Origin of the sequence: Modestobacter sp. VKM Ac-2985 (genome assembly GCF_026967925.1) — a bacterium.
Classification (GTDB): Bacteria; Actinomycetota; Actinomycetes; order Mycobacteriales; family Geodermatophilaceae; genus Modestobacter.
The window spans coordinates 393,983-410,957 of sequence record NZ_JAPVBI010000003.1 but is presented as its reverse complement, the minus strand read 5'-3'; the positions used below and the strand labels follow the sequence as shown (position 1 = coordinate 410,957).

Annotated in this window: 17 protein-coding genes; 10 read left to right on the top strand and 7 right to left on the bottom strand. The window is 74.4% G+C overall.

The features are described from left to right. The first annotated feature begins 13 nt into the window (after window positions 1-13). The 3 genes from O2V61_RS18000 to O2V61_RS17990 are packed head-to-tail and all read left to right on the top strand — an operon-like array spanning window position 14 to window position 3,901. Window positions 14-943: an AEC family transporter gene (locus O2V61_RS18000; protein ID WP_269184642.1), complete on the top strand. Its 930-nt coding sequence runs from the start codon at window positions 14-16 to the stop codon at window positions 941-943. A 43-nt stretch (window positions 944-986) separates the two neighbouring features. Continuing rightward, window positions 987-2,480, top strand: coding sequence for a malate dehydrogenase (quinone) (gene mqo / locus O2V61_RS17995; RefSeq protein WP_269184641.1), 1,494 nt, complete (start codon window positions 987-989; stop codon window positions 2,478-2,480). Continuing rightward, entirely contained in the window at window positions 2,477-3,901 is a 1,425-nt protein-coding gene (locus O2V61_RS17990; RefSeq protein WP_269184640.1) for an FAD-binding oxidoreductase, read from the top strand. Before mqo ends, O2V61_RS17990 begins: the two co-directional genes overlap by 4 nt. A gap of 47 nt (window positions 3,902-3,948) precedes the next feature. Here O2V61_RS17990 and O2V61_RS17985 read toward each other — a convergent pair whose 3' ends face one another. From O2V61_RS17985 to O2V61_RS17965, 5 genes are all read right to left on the bottom strand, one after another. Beyond that, the gene (locus O2V61_RS17985; RefSeq protein ID WP_269184639.1) at window positions 3,949-5,190 is read right to left on the bottom strand and encodes an esterase-like activity of phytase family protein; all 1,242 of its coding nucleotides are present in this window, start codon (window positions 5,188-5,190) and stop codon (window positions 3,949-3,951) included. Between the two features lie 156 nt (window positions 5,191-5,346). After that, entirely contained in the window at window positions 5,347-5,619 is a 273-nt protein-coding gene (locus O2V61_RS17980) for a YciI-like protein (RefSeq protein WP_269184638.1), read from the bottom strand. Window positions 5,620-5,745: 126 nt separating this feature from the next. Beyond that, entirely contained in the window at window positions 5,746-6,189 is a 444-nt protein-coding gene (locus O2V61_RS17975) for a GerMN domain-containing protein (RefSeq protein ID WP_269184637.1), read from the bottom strand. Window positions 6,190-6,359: 170 nt separating this feature from the next. Beyond that, window positions 6,360-7,733 (bottom strand): sensor histidine kinase, encoded by a 1,374-nt coding sequence (locus O2V61_RS17970; RefSeq protein ID WP_269184636.1) that lies wholly within the window; start codon window positions 7,731-7,733, stop codon window positions 6,360-6,362. Continuing rightward, a complete protein-coding gene (locus O2V61_RS17965; protein ID WP_269167251.1) occupies window positions 7,730-8,446 on the bottom strand; it encodes a response regulator transcription factor in 717 nt (238 codons plus the stop codon). Before O2V61_RS17965 ends, O2V61_RS17970 begins: the two co-directional genes overlap by 4 nt. Before the next feature lie 140 nt (window positions 8,447-8,586). Between O2V61_RS17965 and O2V61_RS17960 the strand changes: the two genes are divergently transcribed. The 5 genes from O2V61_RS17960 to O2V61_RS17940 all read left to right on the top strand — a co-directional run bounded on the left by O2V61_RS17960 (window position 8,587) and on the right by O2V61_RS17940 (window position 12,377). After that, on the top strand, window positions 8,587-8,982 hold the full coding sequence (locus O2V61_RS17960; protein WP_269184635.1) for an STAS domain-containing protein: 396 nt from the start codon (window positions 8,587-8,589) through the stop codon (window positions 8,980-8,982). Between the two features lie 49 nt (window positions 8,983-9,031). Continuing rightward, window positions 9,032-10,390, top strand: coding sequence for a DUF2254 domain-containing protein (locus O2V61_RS17955; RefSeq protein ID WP_269184634.1), 1,359 nt, complete (start codon window positions 9,032-9,034; stop codon window positions 10,388-10,390). Between the two features lie 145 nt (window positions 10,391-10,535). Beyond that, entirely contained in the window at window positions 10,536-11,075 is a 540-nt protein-coding gene (locus O2V61_RS17950) for a DUF421 domain-containing protein (protein WP_269184633.1), read from the top strand. 111 nt (window positions 11,076-11,186) lie between these two features. Further along, entirely contained in the window at window positions 11,187-11,480 is a 294-nt protein-coding gene (locus tag O2V61_RS17945; RefSeq protein ID WP_269184632.1) for a hypothetical protein, read from the top strand. 219 nt (window positions 11,481-11,699) lie between these two features. After that, window positions 11,700-12,377: a response regulator gene (locus O2V61_RS17940; RefSeq protein WP_269184631.1), complete on the top strand. Its 678-nt coding sequence runs from the start codon at window positions 11,700-11,702 to the stop codon at window positions 12,375-12,377. Window positions 12,378-12,404: 27 nt separating this feature from the next. On the opposite strand, the gene O2V61_RS17935 is transcribed toward O2V61_RS17940, so the two are convergent. Together O2V61_RS17935 and O2V61_RS17930 are read right to left on the bottom strand one after the other, a co-directional pair. After that, the gene (locus tag O2V61_RS17935) at window positions 12,405-14,135 is read right to left on the bottom strand and encodes a GAF domain-containing sensor histidine kinase (RefSeq protein ID WP_269184630.1); all 1,731 of its coding nucleotides are present in this window, start codon (window positions 14,133-14,135) and stop codon (window positions 12,405-12,407) included. Window positions 14,136-14,140: 5 nt separating this feature from the next. Then, complete coding sequence (locus O2V61_RS17930) at window positions 14,141-14,605, bottom strand: pyridoxamine 5'-phosphate oxidase family protein (RefSeq protein ID WP_269184629.1); 465 nt, start codon at window positions 14,603-14,605, stop codon at window positions 14,141-14,143. A 217-nt stretch (window positions 14,606-14,822) separates the two neighbouring features. Between O2V61_RS17930 and O2V61_RS17925 the strand changes: the two genes are divergently transcribed. Together O2V61_RS17925 and O2V61_RS17920 are read left to right on the top strand one after the other, a co-directional pair. After that, entirely contained in the window at window positions 14,823-16,022 is a 1,200-nt protein-coding gene (locus O2V61_RS17925; protein ID WP_269184628.1) for an ABC transporter substrate-binding protein, read from the top strand. Between the two features lie 82 nt (window positions 16,023-16,104). Further along, window positions 16,105-16,974, top strand: coding sequence for a branched-chain amino acid ABC transporter permease (locus O2V61_RS17920; RefSeq protein ID WP_269184627.1), 870 nt, complete (start codon window positions 16,105-16,107; stop codon window positions 16,972-16,974). Window position 16,975: the final 1 nt, after the last annotated feature.

Below are 16,975 nucleotides of genomic sequence, written 5' to 3'. Positions count from 1 at the left end.
CGGCCGCCGCCCGGTGACCGCGGTGCTGGGCGGGTTCGCCGCCCTCGCCGCGGTCATCGGCGTCGGCTGGGTCACCGCGCGCACCGGCGTCCTGGGGGCGGGCGCGACCGGGGTGCTCTCCCGGCTGTCCTACTACGTGGCCACCCCGGCGCTGCTGCTGCTCACCCTGGCCGACGCCGACCCGGCCACGCTGCTGACCTCCGCGCTGGTGGCCACCGGCGGCAGCGCCCTGCTCGTCGCGCTGCTCTACACCGGGCTGGCCCGGTGGTGGTGGCGGCTGGCCCCGGCGCAGCTGACCACCGGCGCGCTGGCGTCCGGCTACGTCAACGCGGGCAACCTGGGCATACCGATCGCGGTCTACGTGCTGGGCGACGCCTCCTACGTCGCCCCGGTGCTGCTGTTCCAGGTGCTGGTGATGGCCCCGGTCGGGCTGTCGGTGCTGGCCGGGTCCCGCGGGGCCACCGAGGCGGCCCCCTCGCGCTGGCGGGTGATCACCCAGCCGGTGCGCACCCCGGTGGTGCTCGGCTGCGTGCTCGGGCTGCTGCTGGCCGAGACCGGGCTGCGGCTGCCGTCGGTGGTGCTGCGGCCGGTCGAGCTGCTCGCGGCGCTCGCGGTCCCGGCCGCGCTGCTCGCCTTCGGCTCCGGCCTGCGCGGTGCGCCCCGCCCGGCCACCGGCGACGGGCGCGGCCAGGTCTGGCTGGCGGTCGTGCTCAAGACCCTCGCCCAGCCGGCGGCGGCCTACCTGGTGGGCCGGTGGGTGGTGGACCTGTCCGGGGTGCCGTTGCTCGCGGTCACCCTCACCTCCGCCCTGCCCACCGCGCAGAACGTGTTCGTCTACGCCACCGCCTACGACCGCGGCACCGGGCTGGCCCGCGACGTCGTCCTGCTGACCACGGTGCTGTCGGTCCCGGTGCTGGTGGGGGTCGCGGTGGTCCTGGGCTGAGGGGAACGGCGGAGACGGCGGGACACGGACGAGGGGAGCGGGCATGACGAGCACGGCGGAGGAGCGGGACGTCGTCCTGATCGGCGGCGGGGTGATGAGCGCGACGCTGGGGGTGCTGCTCAGCGAGCTGGAACCGGACTGGACGATCAGCGTCGTCGAGCGGCTGGACGCCGCCGGGCTGGAGAGCTCCAGCGCCTGGAACAACGCCGGCACCGGGCACGCCGGGCTCTGCGAGTTCAACTACACGCCCCGCCGGCCCGACGGCACGGTGGACGTGACCAGCGCGGTGCAGATCGGCGAGCAGTTCCTCACCTCGCTGCAGCTGTGGGCGCAGCTGGTCGAGCGCGGGCTGCTGGGCGCGCCGGGGGACTTCATCCGCTCGGTGCCGCACATGGGCTTCGGCCGGGGCGCCGACGGGGTGGCCTACCTGCGCGCCCGCTGGGAGGCGCTGCGGGACCACCCGCTCTTCGCCGGTCAGGAGTTCTCCGACGACCCCGCGGTGCTCGCCCGGTGGCTGCCGCTGGTGTTCGACCGGCGCCCGGCCGGTGAGCCGGTGGCGGCCACCCGCTCGGCGCAGGGCACCGACGTCGACTTCGGGGTGCTCACCCGCCGGCTGCTGGACGTGCTCGCCGGCCGCGGCGCCGACGTTCGGTTCGGGCAGGAGGTGCGCGCGCTGCGCCGGCACGGCGGGCGGTGGCACGTCGACGTCCGGGACCGCGGCACCGGCGCCCGGCGGCAGCTGAGCACGCCCTACGTCTTCGTGGGCGCCGGTGGGGGCACGCTGCCGCTGCTGCAGTCGGCCCGGGTGCCCGAGGTGCGCAGCCACGGCGTCTTCCCGATCAGCGGCCAGTTCCTGCGCACCGACCGCCCCGAGCTGGTGGCCGCGCACGCCGCCAAGCTCTACGGCCACGCGGCGCCCGGTGCACCGCCGATCTCGGTGCCGCACCTGGACCGCCGGGTCGTGGAGGGCCGCGAGCACCTGGTGTTCGGCCCGTTCGCCGCCTTCTCCCCGCGGTTCCTGACCCAGGGCCGGCTCACCGACCTGGTGCGGTCGGTGCGGCGGGGCAACCTCCCGACCCTGCTGGCCGCCGCCCGCGACAACCGCAGCCTGATGGCCTACCTGGTGCGCCAGCTGCGGCAGACCGGTGAGGACAAGGTCGCGGCGCTGGCGGAGTTCGTGCCGTCGGTGCGCGCCGAGGACTGGGAGCTGATCACCGCCGGCCAGCGGGTGCAGGTGCTGAAGACCGCCGACGGCCGGGGCAGCATGGTCGGCTTCGGCACCGAGCTGCTCACCTCCGCCGGCGGTTCACTGGCCGCGCTGCTCGGCGCCTCGCCGGGCGCCTCGACCGCCGCGGCCACGATGGTCGACGTGCTGGCGGCCAGCTTCCCGGGCCGGATGGCCGGGTGGGCGCCCCGGCTGGACGACCTGGCCCCCTCCGAGGCCACCGTCCGCGGCTGGGACGCCGCACGGCTCGCCGCCACCGTGGACCACGCCCGTGCGGTGCTGCAGCTGACCCCGACAGGCGGCCCGGCGTGACCGCCACCGACGCCCTGCTCCCCGCGCTGCGCGCCGCCGTCGGGCCGGCCGGGCTGGTCACCGACGCCGACCAGCTGCGCAGCTACCTCACCGACTGGCGGGGCGCCTACAGCGGAGCGGCGGCCGCCGTGGTGCGACCGGGCAGCACCGAGGAGGTGGCCGCGGTGGTCCGGCTGTGCCGGGACGCCGGGGTCGCCGTCGTGCCGCAGGGCGGCAACACCGGCCTGTGCGGCGGGGCGGTGCCCGACTCCACCGGCCGGCAGGTGGTGCTCTCGCTCAGCCGGATGCGGCGGGTGCGGGAGCTCGACCCGGCCAACCAGACGATCACCGTGGAGGCCGGCGCCGTCCTGCAGTCGGTGCAGGAGGCCGCGGCCGCCGCGGGCCGGCTGTTCCCACTGTCGCTGGGCGCGGAGGGCAGCGCCACGATCGGCGGCAACCTGGCCACCAACGCCGGCGGCACGGCCGTGCTGCGCTACGGGACGATGCGCGACCTCGTGCTCGGCCTGGAGGTCGTGCTGCCCGGCGGCCGGGTCTGGCACGGGCTGCGCGGCCTGCGCAAGGACAACACCGGCTACGACCTCAAGCACCTGTTCGTCGGCGCGGAGGGCACCCTCGGGGTCATCACCGCCGCCGTGCTGAAGCTCTTCCCCGCCGTCCGCAGCCGGGCCACCGCCTGGGTGGCGCTGCCGGACCCGGCCGCGGCGGTCGAGCTGATCGAGGTCGTGCGGGCCCTGGCCGGGGACCGGCTGACCGGGTTCGAACTGATGAGCCGGCAGAGCGTGGACTTCGTGCTCGCACACGCGGCCGGGGTCCGCGACCCGTTCGGGCAGCCGCACCCCTGGTACGCGCTGGTGGAGCTGAGCGACACCCTGCCCGACGCCGGCCTGGCCGAGGTCGTGGAGACCGCGCTGGGGGAGGCGTTCGACCGGGAGCTCGTCCACGACGCGGTCATCGCCTCGGGCTCGGCGCAGGTCGCGGCGCTGTGGGCGCTGCGGGAGGGGATCTCTGAGGCGCAGAACTCCGAGGGCCCGAGCCTCAAGCACGACGTCACCGTGCCGGTCAGCCGGATCCCGGCCTTCGTCGAGCAGACCGACCGGGCACTGGCCGCCGCGCTCCCGGGCATCCGGGTGGTCGCCTACGGGCACGTCGGCGACGGCAACCTGCACTACAACCTGAGCAAGCCGGTGGGCTCCGACGACGAGGCCTTCCGCGCCCGGGCCGACGAGCTGGCCCGGGTGGTCTACGACTCGACGGCGTCCTTCGCCGGCAGCATCAGCGCCGAGCACGGCATCGGGGTGGCCAAGCGCGACTTCCTCACCGACTACGAGGACCCGCTGGAGCTGGAGCTGATGCGCGGGGTGAAGACCCTGCTCGACCCGGCCGGGCTGATGAACCCGGGCAAGGTCCTGCCGGCGGGGTGAACCGGCGCCGTCCGGCCCCGGGACACCGGGACCGGACGGCGCGGGGGTCAGCGGCTGCCGCGCCGGGCGATCGCGGCCAGGGCCGGGTCGACCTGCAGGTCCTCGTCCACCTGGATCACGACGTGCTCGTTGTCGTCGGGCACGCCCGGGGTGCGCCCGGCCGAGCCCGGGTAGTTGTTGTCGTTGCCGACGATGATGTGGTGGTCGTCGAGGACGGCGATCTGCTCGATGGTGACGAACGGGAACGTGAAGAACCCGCCGGCGGTGCCGCCGACGCCCTGCGGGTCCGGGATGGCCATCAGGTTGGCCAGCAGCCGCTTGTCGGCGTAGCCGTCCCGGTCGATGTCCCGGGTGTCGACCAGGTAGACGGCCTTGAGCTGCGAGGCCGGGCCCTGCGCGTTGTCCCGCTCCACGATGAGGAAGCGGTTCTGGTCCAGCGCGACCATGTCGCCGAGGGCGTTGCCCGGCACCTCGAACCGCACCTTCGCCTTCAGCCCGGTGTACGTCCCGCGGTTGGTGTCGAAGGAGTAGATCCGGCGGGTGGCCGGGTCGTCACCGGCGACCGCGCCCTCCAGCATCGGGTAGACGGTGTGGCCGTCGACGCCGAGCGCCATGCCCTCGAAGCCCTTGCTGCCGCCGAGCGTCGGGGCGGCACCGTCCAGGTCCCACGACTCCGGGGAGCGGACGCCGTCGGGCAGCACCGGCGCGGCGAGCACCCGGCCGCGCGCGTCCACGTGCACCAGGCTGGGGCCGAACTCCTCGCCGATCCAGAAGGTGCCGTCGGGCATCCGCTGGAACGACTCCGGGTCCAGGTCGGCGCCGGTGAGGCGGCGGTCGCTGCGGGTCAGCGGGAACGGCAGCTCGCGATCGGGGTCGGAGAGGCCGAACCCGCCGTCGAGCACGGTGGTCTGCTGGGTGTTCGTGTCGATGTGCAGCCGGACCACGCGCAGCAGGAAGTCGGCGCTGTTGGCCTTCGTGCCGAAGCCGTTGTCCTCCAGCACCAGCCAGTCGTCGCCGTCGGCCAGCAGGCCGGAGAAGCCCTGGATCGGCTGGGCGGCGAACGGCGTGGTCACGCCGTTCGCGGGGCCGGCCAGCGCACCGGAGGGGACCTGCTCCCCGAAGGTGGCCGACGGCAGCACGGAACGGCCGACGAGTTCGGCCTGCTGGTTCCCGTTGCCCTGCGGCACGGGGGAGGTGGGGCCGGCGAACGCGAACGCCGGGACGGCGACGGCGGTCAGCAGACCAACGGCGGTGAGGGTCAGGGCGGCACGGCGGGACGGTCGGCGCACGGGGGCTCTCCCTGGGACGGGCGGCGGAGCAGGACGGCTGACCGTGTCGCGGCGAGGCAGCCGTCGCCCGGCGTCCCTGTGACCGTTCCGTGAGGACGCCGTGAACGGCCCGGGTCGGCCCGGGTGACGACGACGGCGCAGCTGCCCTGACCGGGGTCAGCCCCCGACGACCACGTTCCAGGGCCGGATGGTCCACCCGGTCACCAGCCCGTGCACGACGTACGGGTCGGCCGCGACGAACCGCTCGACCGCCTCCTGGGGCGCCGTCCAGACCAGCACCGCCCGGTCGAACGGGTCCGGCAGCGCGCCGGCCAGCAGCAGCTCACCGCGGTCGTGGGCCTCCTGGGCCAGCGCCAGGTGGTCGGCCCGCAGCGCCGCCCGGCGCTCGAGGTAGTCCTCGGCCAGCGTGTACTCCAGCAGCAGGTGCATAACCGCCACCCTCACACACCCTGCGACGACGGGCGGTTGCCGGGCCGGGCCCGCGACGGGGGTGAGGGGCCGCTGGAGCCCGCCTCCCTCGCCGAGGAGGTCGGCGGCCGGGGTGTCATGGGCCGCTCAGGACGTCGGCGACGCCGTGGGCAGCAGCAAGGGCTCGTAGTCAGCGGCCGACAGGGGCTGTGACGTCAGCTCACCCGAGGGCAGCGGCGCGTCGACGGGTTGCCCGTCCCGGGTGAGCAGCACCTCCTCGACCTCCGGCAGGCTGGTGGCGGTCAGCACGATCTGCGCGACGGCCCGGCGGCTCTCCTGGCCCGCCGGCGCCTCGGCGTCGCCGCCCAGGTCGATCGTCACCGTCTCGCCGGACAGCTCGTCGACCACCAGCGACGTCTCCGGCCGCAGTGCGGTGGACAGGCGGTCGGTCAGCTCGCTCCTCGTCGGCCCGGTCGCCAGCTCGTCGAGCAGCTGGTCGAGCCGGTCGCTCAGCGCCCCGGCGTCGAGGGACCGGCCGCGGGGGACGACGGCGCCGTCCTCGGCCACCAGGTACACCCGGGGCTCGTCCACCAGGGCGGAGGTGGAGGGAACGCCGGAAGCGGTCGGACTGGGGGAGGCGAGGTCGTAGGGGACCTGAGAAGTGGGGATCGGGTCTGGCGCACCCCCTGTCGGGATGCCGCAGCCGACGAGCGCCCCGGCCAGCAGCAGTGGACCGGCCCAGCGGGTTGGGGAGCGGCCGGTCACCGCGGTGCGCCCGGGAGGGAGAGGGTGAAGCGGGCCCCGCCGAACGGGCTCTCGGCGCACCAGGCACCGCCGCCGTGCCCGGTCGCGGTCTCCTCCACGATCGCCAGCCCGAGGCCGGCGCCGGGCAGCGATCCGCGGGCTGCCCGCGGGCCCCGGGCGAACCGTTCGAACACCCGCTCCCGCTCGACGAGGGGGACGCCCGGCCCGGCGTCGTCGACCATCACGACCACCGAGCCCTCGCGGCGTTCCACCCGTACCGCCGCCGCGCCGCCGCCGTGCCGGTCGGCGTTGTCCAGCAGATTGGTCACGGCCCGCTCCAGCCGGTTCTTGTCGCCCTGCACGACCGTCTCCTCGTCGGGGTCGGCGGAGAGCACCACCTCCGGCCCGCCGCGGTGCGCCAGGACCTCGCGGACCAGCGCGGCCAGCGAGACCGGCTCAGCCGACGCCGACACGGGGTCACCGTCCACCCGGGCGAGTTCCAGCAGGTCGTCGAGCATCCGGCGGAACCGGCCGAGCTCCTCCTGGATCAGGGTCAGCGCCTGCTGACCGCGGGGTGAGAGCTCCTCTCGCCGGGCGCCGAGCACCTCGACGCTGGTGACCAGGCTGGTCAGCGGGCTGCGCAGCTCGTGGCTGACGTCCCCGACGAACCGGGTGTCCCGTTCGATCCGGGACGCCAGCGCGTCGACCATGCTGTTGAAGCTGGCGACGATCGCGAGCAGGTCGGGGTCCTCGGTGGGGGGCAGCCGGATGTCCAGCTCGCCCCCGGCGATCCGGGTCGCCGCCCCGGCCACCTGCTCCAGGGGCTGGACGACGCGCCGGCTCGCCCAGCCCCCGAAGACCGCGCCGGCCGCGGTGGCCGTCAGCGCGCCGGCGCCGAGCACCGCGGCCAGCGTGCGCAGCGCGGTCTGCAGCTCGACCAGCGGGGCGACCTCGTAGAACTCGACGCCGGCCGCGGCGATCGGGATGCCGACCACCAGGTGCGGGCCGCTCGGGGTGCTGACCCGGGCGGTGCCGGCCGTCCCGGAGGCCACCAGTTCCTGCAGCGCACCCGGGACGTCGCGGGCGCCGACGTCCAGCCGGGAGGAGTACCAGGCGCCGTCGCTGCGCACCACGACGTCGGCGCCGCCGGAGGGGGAGAGGTCGTCGAGTTCGTCACTGACCTCGGTTCCTGCCGTCGACAACCGGCTGGCCAGCACGTTCGCATCGGCGAACGCGCGCAGGGTCACGGCCCGCTCCCGCTGGTCCAGCAGGTAGTTGCGGGCGAGCGCGAACGTGGTGGCCACCAGGACGGCGGAGACGAGCAGCGCGCCGACGGCGAAGGCGAGCACGATGCGCGCCCGCAGCCGCCTCGGCGCGAGCGCCAGCCTCACTGCGGGTCCAGCCGGTAACCCAGGCCCCGCACGGTCACCACCAGCGTCGGTGCGCCCGGGTCCCGCTCGACCTTGGTGCGCAGCCGCCGCACGTGCACGTCCACGAGCCGCTCGTCGCCGAAGAAGCCGTGCTCCCACACCCGCTCCAGCAGCGCCTGCCGGCTGAGCACCCGGCCGGGCGAGGCGGCGAGCTCGCACAGCAGCCGGAACTCCGTCAGCGTCAGGTGCAGCTGCTCGGTGCCGCGGTGCACCGTGCCCCGGTCCGGGCGGAGCACCAGCGGCGCCGCCGGGTCGCCGTCGAGGACGAGCTCCTGCGGTCGCTCGTCGGCGCCCGAGCTCGCGCCGATCCGGCGACGCAGGGCGCGCAGCCGGGCGGTGATCTCCTTGACCTGGAACGGCTTGGTCACGTAGTCGTCGGCGCCGGCCTCGAGCGCGGCCACGATGTCGTGCGTGTCGGCCCGGGCGCTGACCACGACGATCGGCAGGTCGTTGGCGCGCCGCACCTCGCGGATCACCGCGTAGCCGTCCATCGCCCCGAGCATCAGATCCACGATCATCAGGTCCGGGGCGGCGATCGCGACCTGCCGGCAGGCGTCCTCACCGCTGGCCGCCTCGGCGACCTCGTAGCCCTCGTCCTCGAGGGCCCAGCGCAGGGGCATGCGGATGTGGTCGTCGTCCTCGACCAGCAGCAGACGCGGCGACACGCGGCCCATGCTGCCATCTCCCGTCCGCGACCCGCGTCGGCCGGGCAGCCGTCACAGGATCGCAAACCAACCAGCGGGGGATCGCAAGGTGCGGCACCCATCCTCGGAGGAGTCCACCCGACCACGCAGAGCCGCGGGGAGCACTGCTGATGACCGTCACCGCCGTCCACCGTCCACCGACGGGCACGGAGGCCGCCCAGGCCGCCCCCGTGACATCGGCGGTCCCGGCCCGCCCCGGACGGGACGGGCAGGTGGTCGTGCGGCTGTCCGACGACCTGCTGGCCGACGGGCTGGCGGACCTGCGCTGGCTGCTGCACGACGCGCTGCTGTCCGGCGCGCGCCGACTGGTCGTGGACCTCACCGACGTCCGGCAGCTCTCCAGCACCGCGGTGGCCAGCTTCCTGTGGGCACACCGCACCTGCCGGGCCCGCGGCGGCGCCGTCGTCCTGCGCGGGGTGAACCGGCGCACCGAGGACCTCCTGCACCGCACCGGTCTGTGGCGGGTCATGCAGCTGGAGGACCCGGCTCACCCGACTGAGGGCTGACCGGCCCGCCGCTGCGCCGCGGCACAGGCCGGTGGGCGACACTCCCGGCATGTCGAATCCCGACTCCCCTCGCGGTGGGCTGCTGAGCCGGCTGGTCGGCATGGTCCGGGGCACCCTGTGGCCGATCCCGACGCTGGGCGTGCTGCTGGCCATCGCCCTCGGCGTCCTGCTGCCGGAGCTGGACCAGCACTGGGCCACCCGCGAGCACCCGTTGACCTTCGCCTTCGGCGGCGGGGCGTCCGCGGCGCGCGACCTGCTGGCCGCGATCGCCGGCTCGCTGATCTCGGTGACCGGCGTGACCTTCTCGCTCACCGTCGTCGCGCTGCAGCTGAGCAGCAGCCAGTTCACGCCCCGGCTGCTCCAGACCTTCTCCACCGACCGCACGGTGCAGCTGACGCTGGCCCAGCTCGTGCTCACCTTCGTCTACGCGCTCACCGTGCTGCGGACGGTGCGCACCGAGAGCGCCACCGAGGACGAGACCGCCTTCGTGCCGCGGCTGTCGATCACGGTCGCCTACCTGCTGACGCTCGGCAGCGTGCTGGCGCTGGTCCTCTTCCTGGGCCACCTCTCCCGGCTGCTCCGGGTGGAGACGATGCTGCGGGACGTGCACGACGAGGCCACTCAGACCGTCGCGCGGGAGCTCGACGAGCCCGACGGTGCGGCTCGCGACACGGTGGGGCACCTTGGTGCCGGCCCGCCGGTGCCGCTGGTGGCCCGGTCCAGCGGCTTCCTCGTCGGGGTGGACGAGGGGGCGGCCGTCTCCGCGGCGCGCGACGCCGGCGTGGTCGTCACCCTGGCCGTGCGGATCGGTGACTCCGTCGTCGAGGGGACGCCGGTGGCCCACGCCCGGTCGCTGGCGCCCGGTGGCACCCCGGACCCCGAGACGCTGGAGGCGGCGCTGGACTCGAGCTTCCAGCTGCACTACGAGCGGACCCCGGACCGGGACCTCGCCTACGGGCTGCGCAAGGTCGTCGACATCTGCGTCCGCGCGCTGTCCCCGGGCACCAACGACCCGACGACGGCGGTGCACGCCCTCTCGCACGCCTCCGCGATGCTCGGGCGGTTCGCCGAGTCCCCCCTGGCGCCCCGCACCTGCCGCGACGAGGAGCAGCGGGTCCGGCTGGTCGTGCCGCCCTGGGAGCTGCCGGAGCTGCTGCAGCTGACGATCGAGGAGCCGCTGCAGTTCGCCGAGGGGCAGCCCACCGTGCTCCGCCGGCTGGCGGGGCTGCTGCGGGAGTTCGCCTGGCGTGCGCAGGGACGCTCCGTCGACGACCTGGTGTGCGGCTACGTCGACGCGGTCGCCGACCAGGCGCTGGCCTCCACCGCGATCACCGAGTCCGAGACCCGGGCGTGGCGGCAGAAGGTCCGCCAGGCGCTGGCCGGGAGCTGGCCCGCCGAGGTGGGCTGACCCGCCCGGCGTCGCCCGGTGCGTTTCCGGCCGGAGTGACGTGGCTAGGGGGAGCGGGACCGACCGGACGCAGCTGGTGCGTTCCTGCTGGCCCGGCGGCAGGAGGGGAGCGGGCGAGCCGGCGAGCAGAACAGAGGAGAGCGTCATGTGGTGGGACTCGTGGGCGGACCTGGGCCGGATCCTGGCGGTGGGGGCCGCGGCCTACGTCACCGTCGTCGTCGTCCTCCGGTTGTCGGGGAAGCGGACGCTGGCCAAGCTGAACGCCTACGACCTGGTCGTCACGGTGGCGCTCGGCTCGACCCTGGCCACCATCCTGATGAGCTCGGACGTCTCCTGGGCCGAGGGGGCGGTGGCACTGGCCCTGCTGGCCGGCCTCCAGGCGCTGGTCGCCTGGGTCTCGGTGCACTGGTCCGGGGCGCGCAACGTCGTGACGTCGCGGCCGACGCTGCTGTTCCGCGAGGGTCAGCCGCTGCCGCAGGCGCTGGCGGATCAGCGGATGACGCTGGACGAGATCCGGCAGGCCGTCCGCGCGACCGGCTCCGGCGACCTGGCCGACATCGCTGCGGTGGTGCTGGAGACCGACGGCACGCTCAGCGTCATCCCACGCAGCAAGATCGGTCAGTGGACCGCCCTCGACGGGGTCGCCGGCGCGGAGACCGGCGCGACGGGGGACCGGGCGGCCTGAGCGCCGTTGCTGGGACTCTCTCGATGATCCCGTTTTGCGATCCTGTGACGGTTCGCTGACACGCGGTCCACGGCCTACCGCTGACCCGGTGTCGTCACTCAGGGTGTGCGCATGGTCTCCGTGTGGATCCTGTCCTTGCACAACCTCCATTGCCCCGAGTGCGACACCCGGCTCATCGAGCGCGCCGGCCGGTTCGAGGTGGCCGGACGCCCGCGCCCGGTGCTCGTCGGCGAGGTCGGCACGCTGTGCTGTCGGGGCGGGCACCCCCTGCCCAGCCGGCAGGAGCTGTACGCACACCGCGAGCAGCGCGGCCACGCCCGGACGGCGGCCGTCCGGGAGGTCGCGCCCCCCACGTCCACCGACGTCCAGCTGGTGGCCGCCGGTGCACCGCTGGCCGACGCGTGAGCCGGCGATGACCCTCTCGATCGCACCGGCGGAGTGCCCGGCCGCTGAGCCCAGGGAGCTGGTCCCGGTGCGTCGTCCGCTCCCTGGCCTGCGGGACCTTGGTCCTGCACCGGTCACCGGCTCGGCCGCCTAGATTCGCTCTGTGTGGCGTGCCTCGGAGCGCGCCGGCAACGACGACACAGCCGCGTCGCCAGACCGGCGGAGAGCACGAGGTACCGCGTGACCACGGACGCTGCGTCCGGCCCCATCCGGGTGTTCCTGCTCGACGACCACGAGATCGTCCGGCGCGGTGTCGCGGACGTGCTGGAGACCGACCCGGGGATCACGGTCGTCGGTGAGGCGAAGAACGCCGCCGAGGCGCTGGCCCGGGTGCCGGCGCTGCGCCCGGACGTCGCCGTCCTGGACGTGCGGCTGCCCGACGGTGACGGCGTCTCGGTCTGCCGGGAACTGCGGTCCCGGCTGCCGGACCTGAAGGCCGTGATGCTGACCAGCTACAGCGACGACGAGGCGCTGTTCGAGGCGATCATGGCCGGCGCCTCGGGCTACCTGCTGAAGCAGATCCTCGGCCAGGACCTGGTCAGCGCCGTGCGCACGGTGGCTGGAGGTGGGTCGCTGCTCGACCCGGCCGCGGCGGCCGCGGTCATGCAGCGGATGCGCCGGGCCGCCGAGCCCAGCGGCCCGCTGGCCAAGCTCAGCGACCAGGAGCGCACGGTGCTGGAGCTGATCGGGGAGGGGCTGACCAACCGGCAGATCGGCGAGCGGATGTTCCTGGCCGAGAAGACGATCAAGAACTACGTGTCCCACCTGCTGGCCAAGCTGGGGCTGGAGCGGCGGACCCAGGCCGCGATCCTGGCCACCGAGCTCCGGCGCCCCGGCCCGGCGGCGTCCCAGGGCTGACCCGGGGTGCGCCAGGTGTCGTGACGGTCAGGGCAGCGGGGCGTGCCAGCGGAGCAGCGTGCCGCCCTCGGGGAGTGGCTGGACCACCGACTCCCCGCCCCGCCGCCGGGCTCGTTCTGCCAGGTTGCGCAGGCCGCTGCAGGCCACGGTGGGGTCGATGCCGCGGCCGTCGTCGCGGACCTCGACGATGACGGTGTCGGCGACGTCCAGGGTGACGGTGACGTGCCGGGCGCCGGCGTGCCGGGCGGCGTTGCTGACCCCCTCGCGGACGACGGCGGCGACGTCGAGCGCCAGGTCGCCGGTGACGAGGCTGTCGACGGCCCCGGACATCCGCACGGTGGACTCCAGGTGCTCGCCGGCGGTCTCGGTCGCGATGTCCAGCACCTGGCGGCGGAGGCTGTTGGCGTGGTCGGCGCCGTCGGTGGTGTGCAGGTCGAAGATGGTGGTGCGGATGTCGCGGACGGTCTCGTCGAGCTGGGTGACGACCTGGCGCAGCCGTTGCCCGACGACGTCGTCCGGCACCCGGGTGGCGGCGGCCTGCAGGCTGAGGCCGGCGGCGAACAGCCGCTGGATGACGTGGTCGTGCAGGTCGCGGGCGATCCGGTCCCGGTCCTCGTAGACGTCCAGCCGCCGGGCGACCTGCTGGCGGGCCGCCATGTCCAGGGCGAGCGCCACCTGGTCGGCGAACTCGCCGATCAGCGGCCCGATGGTGGGGTCGAAGCCCGGGCTGCCGCCGCGGCGGGCGGCGATCACCACCGCGGCCTGGGCGTCCGTGCTCGGCAACGGCACGCCGATCCCGGGGCCCCAGGGGGCGGCATCGGGACCGGTGAGCGGAACGCCGGCCATGTCCACGGGGCTGAGCGTGCGCAGGCCGGTCGGCTGCCGGGTGGGGACCTCCGCGAGGTGCAGGCGGTGCCCGATGACGTCGGGGAGCTCCGCGCCGGACTGGGCCTGCACCTCGTAGCTGCTGTCCGCCGGGTCGGGCCCGGACACCAGCCAGGCGCCGTCGGCCGCGGTGAGGTCGGCGACCCGGTCGACGACCAGTTGCACCGCCTGCTCCGGCGCCAGCCCGCCCAGCAGGGTGGAGCGGATGTCGGCGACCGCGGTCAGCCAGCGCCGCCGGACCTCGCCCTCCGCGTAGAGCCGGGCGTTGTCGATGGCGATGCCGGCGGCGCCGGCCAGGGCCAGCAGCACCGCCTGGTCCTCGTGGGTGAAGTGGCCGCCGCCGTGCTTCTCGGTCATGTAGAGGTTGCCGAACACCGTGCCGCGGACCAGCACGGGCACGCCGAGGAAGGTGCGCATCGGAGGGTGCCCGGGTGGGAGGCCCACCGAGGACGGGTGGTCGCCGAGGTCGGCGATGCGCAGCGCGTGCGGGTCGGTGATCAGCTGGCCCAGCACGCCCTTCCCCTCGGGCAGGTGGCCCATCCCGGCGCGCGTCTCCTCGTCGATGCCGACGGTGATGAACTGGCCCAGCCCGCCCTCCGGCCGCAGCACGCCGAGGGCGCCGTACTCGGCGTCGACCAGCCGGGCAGCGGCCTCGACGATCTGGCGGAGGGTGGTGTCCAGGTCCAGGCCGGCGGAGACGCTGAGGAAGGCGTCCAGGAGGTCCTGCACCCGGGCCTGGGTGCGGGCCACCGTGGACAGCCGGTCCTGCACCTCCTCGAGCAGCTCGGTGAGCCGCATCGCCGCCAGTGGGGAGGTGGCGTCGTTGCCGCGCGGTGCGTCCGGGGACCGCGGTGTCGTCGTGTCCTCGCTCATCCCGCTCAGCTTGGCAGCCCCGCCCCGGCCGAGGACAGGCCCGTCGTCGTCGACGGGTGGGGTCGGATCGACCGGCCGCGCACCAACCGGACCTGGACCCCGACGTAGCAGTGCGCACCCGAGGGGCCCCAGGGGCCGATCCCGAGGCGGTCGAGACGGCCGATCTCGACCGGGTCGGTGATCAGCCGGGACGGGCCCACGACGGTGACGTTCCACCCGGTGCGGGCGCGGACGTCGACCTGGTCGACCTCGAACGCCACCACAGCGCCCCGGCTGGCTGCGGCGACCGCGCTGCCCCGGTGGGTGGGGACGTAGATCTCCCGGTCGCGCCGGATGAAGGTGACCGGTTGGACGGCGGGCAGCGCGCCCTCGGTGAAGGCGATCCTGCCGATCGGGGCCGTGTCCAGCAGGCGCAGGCACTCGGCCTCGTCCAGGGCCTGTACGTCGCGGTCGTCGTCCAGGGTGTCCACCGGGCCTCCTCGGGGTCTGAGCTGAGGCCGGTCTGCGAGCCTGCCGTCGGTCCCCATCGTCCGGCGCCGAGCCGATCCCGGCCGGGGTCCTTGGTCCTCTCCTGGCGGCGGGGGTCCTCGCCGCCTCGGTGCTTGTGATCGGGACCACAAGGTGGCTAGCCTCTGGCGGACTTCGAACGGAGCGCTCGATCTTCGAGCTGCGGTCAAAGGAGACCTCATGGGACGAAGGACCGCGACGACGCGTACCGCCGCACTGCTGGCGGCGATGACCCTCAGCCTGGCGGCCTGCGCCGAGTCCGAGGAGGGCGGCGGTGGCAGTGGCGCCAGTGCCGACGAGACGGGCCCGATCACGATCGGTGCGGTCCTCGACATCACCGGGGCCGGGGCGTCGCTGGGCGTGCCGGAACGCCAGGCGCTCGAGCTGCTCGCCGCGCAGTTGGAGGAGGAGGGCGGCATCGACGGCCGTGAGGTCGAGCTGATCATCGAGGACAACCAGTCGACCGAGGACGGCGCCGCCAAGGCGATGAACAAGCTGGTGAACGAGGACGAGGTCGACATCGTCCTGGGTGCCAGCCGCACCGGCCCGAGCCTGGCGATGCGGCCGATCGCGGAGTCCAGCGAGACGCCGATGATCTCCCTCGCCGCGAACCAGGCGATCGTCGACGGCTCGGAGTGGGTGTTCAAGACCGCCCAGAACGACCGGGTCGTGATCGAGCGCATGATCGACTACATGGCCGAGCAGGGCTGGAGCACCATCGGCCTGGCCCGCGACGCCTCCGGCTTCGGCGAGGGTGTGCAGGAGATGTTCGACGAGGTCGGCGCGGAGCAGGGCCTCTCGGTCGTCGCGACGGAGAAGTTCGCCCCGGACGCCACCGACTTCACCGCGCAGATGGTGAACCTTCGCAATGCCGGCGCCGACGTGAACGTCATCTGGGGCATCCCGCCGGCCGCCGGCCTGGCACAGCGCGCCTACGACCAGCTGGGCATCGAGACCCCGGTCATGCAGAGCCACGGCATCGGCAACCAGGTCTTCCTGGACACCTCGGGGGAGGCCGCCGCCGGCATGGTCGCGCCGCTGGGCCGCCTCGTCGTCGCCGAGCAGCTGCCCGACGACGACCCGCAGAAGGAGATCATCACCGAGTTCATCGACGCCTACACCGCCGAGTTCGGCGCCGGGCCGTCCACCTTCTCCGGGCACGCCTACGACGGCTGGCAGCTGGCCGTCGACGCGCTGCGGGAGGTGGGCACCGACCCGCAGGCGATCCGCGAGCACCTGGAGGGCGTCACCGACTTCACCGGTATCAGCGGCACCTTCACGATGACCCCGGAGGACCACTCGGGTCTGACCAAGGAGGCGCTGGTCCTGGTCACGGTGGAGGACGGCCAGTGGCAGCTGGTCCCGGACCAGGCCGACTGACGGCCGTCGTGAGCGTCGTCGCCTCGTCCCGCGAGGGGCTGTCCAGCTCGGGCCGGCCGATGGACGGGCGCGGGGTGGGTCGGTGACCGACCTGCTGCAGCTGCTGTTCGCCGGGCTCAGCCAGGGCGCCGTCTACGCGCTCGTCGCCATCGGCTTCGTCGCCATCTTCACCGTCAGCGGGGTCATCAACCTGGCCCAGGGCGAGTTCGCCGCCCTGGCCGGGCTGGTGGCCATCTCCGCGGTGGGCAGCGGGCTCCCGCTGCTCGCCGCGGTGGTGCTCGCCGTCCTGTCGGTCGCCCTGGTGGCCGTGATCATGGAGCGGCTGGTCATCTTCCCGGTCAAGCGGATGACGACCCTGGTGTCGCTGATCCTCACCCTGGGCGTCTCCACCGGGCTCAAGGCCCTGATGCTGCTGGTGTACGGCCCGAACGCGGAGGGGCTGACGCCGCTGACCCCGGGTTCGTTCTCCCTCGGCGGGGTGAGCATCCGCTACCAGGAGCTGTGGATCCTGCTGATCGCCGGGGTGGTCTCGCTGGCGGTCTACTGGTTCTACGAGCGGACCCTGGCCGGCAAGTCGCTGCGCGCCTGCGCCGAGCAGCCGGTGGCCGCCCGGCTCGTCGGCATCTCGCTGACCAAGGCCTCGTTGCTCAGCTTCCTGATCGCCGGGACCGTCGGGGCGATCGCCGGCGTGCTGGCCAGCCCGATCTACTTCACCTCCTGGGAGTCCGGGCTCACCCTCGGGCTCAAGGGCTTCGTCGCGGCCACGCTGGGCGGGTTGATCTCGGTGCGGGGCGCCGTGCTCGGCGGGCTCCTGCTGGGCGTGCTCGAGACGCTCACCGCCGGCTACATCAGCACCGGCCTGCGGGACGCGGTGGCCTTCCTGCTCCTCATCATCGTGCTCGTCGCCCGGCCCGCCGGGATCTTCGGGCGTACCGCGGAAGCGAGGGTCTGAC